The sequence below is a fragment of the Microcoleus sp. B3-D7 genome, from assembly GCF_036705305.1.
Taxonomy (GTDB): Bacteria; Cyanobacteriota; Cyanobacteriia; order Cyanobacteriales; family Microcoleaceae; genus Microcoleus.
In genome coordinates this window covers 86199-94378 of record NZ_JAUBUE010000027.1, presented here as the reverse complement: position 1 = coordinate 94378, position 8180 = coordinate 86199, and the positions used below count along the sequence as shown (strand labels likewise).

At 46.2% G+C, this 8180-nt stretch carries 8 protein-coding genes; 1 reads left to right on the top strand and 7 read right to left on the bottom strand.

Going from position 1 to position 8180, the window contains the following annotated elements; all coding sequences use genetic code 11:
- Positions 1–138: 138 nt before the first annotated feature.
- From QUB25_RS18600 to QUB25_RS18570, 7 genes are all read right to left on the bottom strand, one after another.
- The gene (locus QUB25_RS18600) at positions 139–300 is read right to left on the bottom strand and encodes a hypothetical protein (RefSeq protein WP_333184988.1); all 162 of its coding nucleotides are present in this window, start codon (positions 298–300) and stop codon (positions 139–141) included.
- Between the two features lie 635 nt (positions 301–935).
- Positions 936–1997, bottom strand: a complete 1062-nt coding sequence (gene aroF / locus QUB25_RS18595) for a 3-deoxy-7-phosphoheptulonate synthase (protein WP_333184985.1) — start codon at positions 1995–1997, stop codon at positions 936–938.
- Between the two features lie 192 nt (positions 1998–2189).
- Positions 2190–2663, bottom strand: a complete 474-nt coding sequence (locus QUB25_RS18590) for a PAM68 family protein (RefSeq protein ID WP_333184982.1) — start codon at positions 2661–2663, stop codon at positions 2190–2192.
- A 95-nt stretch (positions 2664–2758) separates the two neighbouring features.
- Positions 2759–3028 (bottom strand): 30S ribosomal protein S15, encoded by a 270-nt coding sequence (rpsO, locus tag QUB25_RS18585; protein WP_333037652.1) that lies wholly within the window; start codon positions 3026–3028, stop codon positions 2759–2761.
- Positions 3029–3178: 150 nt separating this feature from the next.
- Positions 3179–3802 (bottom strand): Holliday junction branch migration protein RuvA, encoded by a 624-nt coding sequence (gene ruvA, locus QUB25_RS18580; protein WP_015174486.1) that lies wholly within the window; start codon positions 3800–3802, stop codon positions 3179–3181.
- 18 nt (positions 3803–3820) lie between these two features.
- Positions 3821–4057, bottom strand: coding sequence for a hypothetical protein (locus tag QUB25_RS18575; RefSeq protein ID WP_333184978.1), 237 nt, complete (start codon positions 4055–4057; stop codon positions 3821–3823).
- Between the two features lie 75 nt (positions 4058–4132).
- On the bottom strand, positions 4133–6781 hold the full coding sequence (locus QUB25_RS18570; RefSeq protein WP_333184976.1) for an AAA-like domain-containing protein: 2649 nt from the start codon (positions 6779–6781) through the stop codon (positions 4133–4135).
- A gap of 955 nt (positions 6782–7736) precedes the next feature.
- Here QUB25_RS18570 and QUB25_RS18565 point away from each other — a divergent pair.
- A complete protein-coding gene (locus QUB25_RS18565) occupies positions 7737–7946 on the top strand; it encodes a hypothetical protein (protein ID WP_333061254.1) in 210 nt (69 codons plus the stop codon).
- Positions 7947–8180: the final 234 nt, after the last annotated feature.

Below are 8180 nucleotides of genomic sequence, written 5' to 3'. Positions count from 1 at the left end.
CCGAATGCGCGAGGCTACGTTTTGTTCGCTTGCGGACAATTCGATGGGGGGATTCCAGATTGGTGGACGCATTGTTTGGTTTTTGGGTAGTTTACGCCTGGGTTGTTTGCTCGAACCTGCGGGTGTGCGCCTTGGGGATTAATATTTTTCGCTCGACTTGTATGCAGGACACCACGCATCCAGGCGTGTGGATTGCTCGCTCGACCATTCTTCGTCTCTAGCCAGTGCTAGCAACCCCCAAGAGCTTACTTTTACTTCGATCGCACGCGCTTTCCCAGCTAGTTTTTTATACACCATCATATTTTTGGCTTTTTGTCAACCTCTTTTACTGGACTGGCGCTCTAGGGTGTTGAAACACACACCGAAGCCCTATCCCCGAATGCAGGAACCTCGCTCTATCTTAAAAGGTAAACAGGCTAGGCGATAGAGACTTTTTCAGTGACATTGGACTCTAGGCATCTTGCTCATCCCGATAACCAACAAGGAGCTTGAAGAATTGTGCCATTATTAAACCCAATTGGTATTACATATGTGAAAAAAATCCTGAAATAATTTGGAAAAAACTATGTAATTAATTTTGTCTAGCTACTGAGAATAAGAGGGGACTCGGTCGATTGTTAGAGGAAAAGTTTTAACGATCAGTTTTTGGTTATACTTAGCAAAGGTTTCTAGATCTTTATATCCAAAATAGCCGAACATTAGTCCCAAAACAACTAATAGTAATATCAGCGATAATGGGTGTCTTTTTCCTAATTTTTTTCCGTGGGGAATTGACTTGTTTCCAAAAGGGGATTAGAGTCAGCATATATATTGATTGTTAAGCGATCGCTAAAAATCTTATCAGATAGCGCGATCGCTTTTACTTTTGGCGATCGCACCCGAGAATGAAACAGCCCTGCCGCGATCGCATTTTACGTTAGGCGTTTCGCCTGCTTTTATGCCAAAACTGGCACGGGCTGCGACCAACGACCCATGACTTTACCAATCACCGCCAATTCTTCCATCAACTTGTCGAACTGATCCGGTGTTAAAGATTGTGGCCCGTCAGACAAAGCTTTTTTCGGATTCGGGTGCACTTCAATCATCAGCGAATCAGTACCAGAGGCGATCGAAGCAAACGCCATTGACGGTACAAACTGCGCCCAACCGGTGCCGTGACTTGGGTCAACCATAATCGGTAAGTGAGTCAGAGTCCGCAATACTGGTACTGCCGACAAATCAAGCGTATTGCGGGTATATTGCCTGTCATACCCGCGAATTCCGCGCTCGCACAAAATCACGTTCGGATTGCCAGAAGCCATGATATACTCAGCAGCCATCAACCATTCTTCAATGGTGGCCGAGATGCCGCGCTTCAGCAAAATTGGTTTGTCTTGAGCTCCGACTTTCTTCAACAGTGAGAAATTCTGCATATTTCTCGCCCCGACTTGGATCACGTCGGCTACTTCCACGATCGCACTTAAATCGGCCGCATCCATAACTTCGGTAATAATTCCCAAACCGCTAGCTTCCCGCGCCGCAGCTAGCAATCCCAAAGCACTCTCGCCGTGGCCTTGGAAAGCGTAGGGGGAAGTTCTCGGTTTGTACGCGCCACCACGGAGAAAATGAGCTCCAGCAGCTTTGACGCGCATTGCCGTTTCGACAATCATTTCTTCGTTTTCGACCGAACAAGGGCCTGCTACGATCGCGATCGGGTGATGTAAGCCGATCATTACAGTTCCTAAAGGAGTAGCAACCGCTACTTCGCTGGGTTCTCCTTGGCGGTACTCCAGAGAAGCGCGTTTGTAGGGTTTTTCCACACGCAGCACTTCTTCAATCCAGGTGCTCAATTCGCGCAGTTGCATGGGTTCGAGCTCGGCGGTGTCGCCTACCAAACCCATAACAACTTTGTAACGGCCGACGATTTTTTCTGGTATCAAACCCCAGTTAGTGCGGAGGTCTTCGTCTAGTCGATCAATCTCGGCTTCTGGAGTGCCGGCTTTCATTACAATAATCATATTTTTTTTGCCTTTTTAGTTGGGCTAGAAACGGATCATGACTCTGATGCACTGAGAAAAATAGATGCAATGGCGATCGAGAATCTATTTATATCAGTATTTTTAGCATTGTTGTGGGGCGGGTTCTTGTTCCCTCCCCAAATACAAACTCGCTAATGGTTAACAGCTTAGTTTTTAGCTAATGACTAATGACTAACTTTTTGGCTTCGCGGCGCGCCACGCTTCTCGCATCCGTCCAAAATTGGTATTAAATTCTTCCCACCCCAGAGTGCTTCCTGAAATTTCTTCATCCCAGGAAGCCGAGAGGACTCCGTAGCTTAATCCCAGAACGCCTAGACCAAAACAGCCCATGCTTACCAGCAATACTGCTGTGTTGGGCAAATCAAACAAGCCCTTGCTGACTACCAAATAGCTTACAAAAAATGTGCAAATTCCCAATAGGGTAGGTATGCCGCAGAATACCGCTATGCGAGATATCATGCGTTGACTGACTACTTCTGGGATGGATTGCGCCTGTTTTCCGGTTTTGTTAGCTTTGGGCTGCTTGTCGGCAGAATCCGACTCTAAGGCTACGCTTGCTTGGGGTTCTGGGGGCTTTTTAGGCGTTTTTTTACGATTCGTTGCCGGTTCAAAGGGCAAGCGCTTGCGGGGTGGTTCGGAGGACATATTTTATCTCTAACCTGAAATCTCGAACATTTTTCAATAAGTCTTGGTGTTTGCCCAAGATTAAAGAATATTGTCGCAAATTTTGGCTTTGGTGTTTAGCCGCGAATGCCTAGACGGGCAATCAATGCTTTGTAGCGCTCGACATTTTCCCTTTGGATGTATGCTAGCAGGCGCTTGCGGCGGCTGATCATCATCATCAAACCGCGGCGGGAGGCGAAGTCTTTTTGGTTGATTTTCAGGTGGGCGCTGAGTTTTGTGATGCGATCGGTCAGCATGGCGACTTGGACATCTGCTGAACCCGTATCGGTTTCATGGGTTTGGAAGTCGCCCATGATTTCTTGTTTGCGCTGTTGTGTAAGAGCCATGAATTGATTTTAGTTTTTTTTGTACGATTGTCACAATCTCCAATGTTATCACAGGGGAAGCATAATAACGATAAAATTTTTGCCAGGGATGGGTTTGTTGGCCCGACCGAATTTTGGTTTTTATTCCCGGTTTTTGGATGTTGTAGGGGATTATCGGCTCAAATAGGCGATCGCCTCACGTATCCAATCATCGGCATTACCTTTGGCGGATAAAGTGCTGTCTTGACTAAGGGTTTGCAGCGCTTGCAAGACTTCCGCCGCAGTGTATCCCATCGCCAGCAGGATCATCTCGACTTCTTCTTGAATAGCTGGGGGGACTCCGGCGGCGACTGAAGTTGTCAAACCTGCTTGCTGTCGCCATTCCGAGAGTTTGCTTTTGAGTTCCAGGGCGAGACGTTCTGCGGTTTTTGTTCCCACGCCCGGAGTTTTGGCAAGGATGCGGGTGTTACCGCCGACGATTGCCTGGACTAAATCTTGTAATCCTAAAGTATCCAGAAGTGCGATCGCCAGTTGAGCACCGACACCGCTAACACTCGTTAACTGCCGAAACAAATCGCGTTCTGCCGCGCTGCCAAAACCGTACAATACGATTTGGTCTTCCTTAACTTGCTGGTGGGTAAAAATTTGGGCGACTTCGCCGGATGCTGGCAATTGACCGGTCACGCGGGGCAAAATTTGGATTTCATAGCCGATTTGATTGACTTCGAGAGTCAATATGACGCGGTTGCTGCCTTTGGCGATATCGGCGACTGTGCCTTTGAGATAGCTAATCATAGAGTTAATAATACACCGCTATTCGTTTTCATCAAAGTCGGCGATGATGTTGCGCATTTCGTTGAGGCTGATATTTGCGCGATTCCCTTCGGGATAGCTTCGCTTCACAGATAAAGTATCCTCGGGGTCTTCTTCAGCTTCACCTGTAGATTCCTGAAAAAGGACGAGGATTCGCACGGGACCCGGAGTTTTTGCGGTTAAAGGTCTATTGAGAATAAATTGACCTTTTTCGTCGCTCGTTGCTCTGACTTCCAATGCTTTTATTTTTTTTCCGTGAGGTTTTTTAATTAATCCTAAGCTATCACGCTGATCTAGCGCTTTTGTAATTTTTTAATTCAAAATAAGATGCTGTTTAACTAAAGACAAATCCGTCTTACCAAAATTCACAACCAAAGCCACATTGAAATTTTCCAAGGATTTGACAAACCACATAATTTCATTAGAAGCTTTACCTTCATAGTGATTGAACAAAATAGAAAATCGCTTTTCCAACTCAGGTTTGACTTTGCCCGAAAGCAGTACAAGTTTCATCAGTAAACCCATTGTCCGGCTGGCGCCGAGGTTATACACTAAATCGTAAAAAACGTAGTGGCTGGGATGTTGGGAATTTTCCACTACTAAGAAGTTGAACAACTGGTGGCAAGTACGAACTAACAATGGATTATTGAATTTCACCGAGTCATTTTCTCGCAATGTATTTTTGATTTGTTTGTACAAACGGTCATTAAATTGACGACCGCCGTATTCTGGTTCGATCGACGATATTAAATATTCATATAAATCCACTTTAAATGAGCCGTAAGATGGAGTCTTTCGGGAATCTCTTAAGAAAAATTGAGCCGCTTCTTTGTAGCTGCGATCGCCTGCTACTTTTCCCGCAAATTCCCTGACCGCTAAGTGCAGTTCTGCATCGTTCAAAAGTGTGGGATTAGGTGCCCGCTGCACAATTCCTATTTCTGTATTTCTCGGCTCAACCATATAATTCAAATATTGAGACAAATGTGTTTCAAATTGCCGCTGTCTTTGAAAAGCCAGTTGTTTGATGGTTTGTTGGTCTTCCTCAATGCTGTCCTTGCTCAGTAGAGAATGGCCGTACAAATAAGGATACCGACAGATCAATTCGCCCAAAGGAGAATCTGTATCTTTTTTCTGCTGTTCCGCCTCTCTATCTAAGGCTTTTACTAAGCGCTCTATGGTCTGGAATTCTTCACTATTAGTAAAGAAATTTATTTGTTCTTGCAAGCGCTTGACTATGTAAAATTCCATCCCGAATCGGGGAGAATTCTGCTTAAATAAAGCTACTAACTTGGCGATCGCGAATTGGTTTTGGGAATGCAATTGCCAGCGGTTGATCGGGATGTAGCAGCAGCGGTGGAGGAGATATTTAAAGTCCTGATCCGATCGCTTGACGGAGACTATACTATACAAACTTGCTTCAATCTCTCGATCGGGATAGCCCATGCCGTCGATAAATAGCTTTCGGAACCGCTCGATCACCTGTGCGGGGGATTCTGTTTCCACGCAGGAGACGATGTGATCGTACAATCTCTGTTCGTTGCTGCCAATTGGAACACTCTCTGAGGGCGGGGTGAGGATGCTGCTGTCTGCATCTGTGTCTACGCTGCTGTCTGCAACTTGTGCGACAACCACGGTCGGTTTTTCCCCCAAAGTTCGATCGGGATTCAAGAACCAATAGTGTTCTTGGCTCAATTGTTTGTCCGCAGCCCAATCCAAAGCTGACTGCAAACTTTCCCCTGTCAATAACAGCGATTCATCTTCGCGGTCTGAAGCCAGCCATGCTGCTAGCGCGGAGCGGTACGGAGCCAATTTTCCCAGCTCCTTTTCTACCCAAAATCGATTAAAAACTGACTGATAAATTAGGTTGGAAACTATTAATTTACCGTGAGATTTAACAACCAGTCCTGACAGTTGCAATTCGATTTTTTCGGCAGAGTAATCTGCTGGTGCTCCCTGCGATTCCCCGATGTTTGTTGGCTGGGGCGGTTGCAAAGCTTGCTGGTACAGCGTTAACAGCCGCGTGAGGTCGCAGTGGCTATGGAAAATGCGATCGCGTATGGGTATCAAATGTTGGGGTTCGTCTTCTTCTTCCCAATTTTTAATAATTCTGTGTTTGACCAGTTTTTCAACCTGCTTAGCTTCGGAATTTCTGCCGATAAAAGGCCCGTATTCAAGTACCAAGTGGCAAACTTTTTGAGTGAGAAACGGTTGGCCGCCCGTCCAAGCTAATATTTCTTGGAGCACTTTTTGGGGGCGAAAAGCTTTCAGCGCTAATCCTTTTGCTAACGGCAAACTTTCGTGCAGTTGGAATCGACTTAAATGAATCTGGCGTCCAATATTAAAAGGGTTGCATCTTGGATCTCGGATCAATTCAGAGGGGGCTGCTACTCCCATAACAGCAAAAGTCAGGCGATCGTATTCCGGTTGCTCTGCCCGTTTCGAGTAACAAGCCCGGATCAAAGCAAAAAAATCGCTGGTACTGAAATTTAGGCTGCTGATGCTGTCAATGTCATCTATGAAAATTACCAGATTTTGCTGAAGTGACTTGAGCAAAACTTTTTCGATAAATATCTCCAATCGCTGCACCGGCGATAACAGTTCGCGATCGTTCCACCACTTGATGGCATCAAACCTGTTTGTGATGTGTAAACTGCTTGCCATGCGGTACATGATTCCTGCGTACCACTTTTGGGGAGAGATATCTGGGCTGCTGATGCTTCTCAAGTTGATGGCGGCAAAAACTGTACCTTCGGCTTGCAACCTTTTGGCCGTTTGCACTAGCAGGCTGGACTTGCCCATTTGTGGCGAACTCAACACGTAGCAGAAGTCTCCGGCTTTGAGTCCTTCGTAGAGCTCGCTGTCTGCCGATCGCCTGACATAGGTGGGCGCACCGGCAGGCAAATATCCTCCGACTTGATAGTGGTACGTTGAGTTGAGTTCTGCTGTCATCTGGGAATTCATCAAGATTTACACCCCTATGCTGTGCGCTCGAAAGGTTACAAAGTGGAATTATTGCCAGCTTGCTATCGTGGAAAATTTTTGTTCCTCTTTCTCTATTGTCTACTAGCTCAGCTTTGTTCTTGTCAATCTTTACCGTATCTTTGCAAGCGTTCGCCCCAAATCCTACGATCGGCTCAATTGTAGCCCGCCACTTAATTTTTTACACTCGTTCACATAATTGATGAATTTTCACTCGATCGGATTGAGAACCCTAAAACGCCCTTTTTTTTCACATTTTTTTACAATAATACTTTAAAGATCACCCGGTGGTATGATGTTGGCAGGGAAACTCATAACCACACCGCCGTCTACCTTCTGCCTTCAGCTCCGCCTGACGGATGCTAGAGAAAAACGCTGAAGAATGGCTGTCAATAAAAAACCCCAGCGTTTTGCTGAGGACTGCTTGAGTGGGAGATATCGTTAATCTGCGTTTTTTTAGTTGACTTAGATTGCATGGAATTCCATGCTGCTGACTTTCCCCGGGCTTTCGCGTTCGGGGATTCCTAAAGAACAAACTTTTCAGGATGCATCCACAAAAAGTTTAATTCTTAAAGGCTTTGTCAGTACCAGGCTAACCACTTACTCAACTATAAAAGTTAAGTCGGTGGCTAATTGTAGAAGATGCGCCCTGATGGCTTAACTACCCGATGGATTAGCACCCTGATGGCATAACTCCCTGATGGATCGACGCCCTGATGGCTTTCGCTCCACTACCCAAAAAATTCGGGTTGATGGATGATCGTGGACGTTAGTAACACGTCACTTCCGGCGTTTCCGATCGCAAGCGGGTGTGCCTGTCTGAATTGATTATGGCAGGCAGATTTATCAGAAGACAAGTGGGCTATTGCATCAACCCATTTCTGACAGATCGGGTTAGCCAAAAAGTTTCAATCTAGGGAAATCAGGGTCATCGAACATGAAAAACAGCATCTTAGTATTAGGGGTAATTGCCTCGGCTGGCTTCGGCTTTTTCCAGGCAGGCAGCGCCAGCGCTTCAGCGATCGCCCCACAACATTCATCAGCCAGCAGTTTGACGGCTTGGGAGAGTCGTCCGGACTTTAACTACACTGGAACGGATGAGGATGGAAACCAAGAAGAGGTAAAAACGGGTAAAGGCAGGAAATAATTGGCGCTCTTGTGTGGTTTGCTCTTGTGCGGTTGTGGTTGTGGTTGTGGTGGCATTTGTTGTCGCAACCGCCTCTGATCGAGGCGGTTAAAACTCGATCCCAATATCGGTCTACCTAATCCCGGGGGTGGGGATCAGTTTCAGAGAACGGTGAATGGGAAAATAAACAGGTAAGGCGAGTCTGTCGGTGGAGTTTCCCCGCCTATCAACTTCCTTACCTTCTGATGTTCGGGA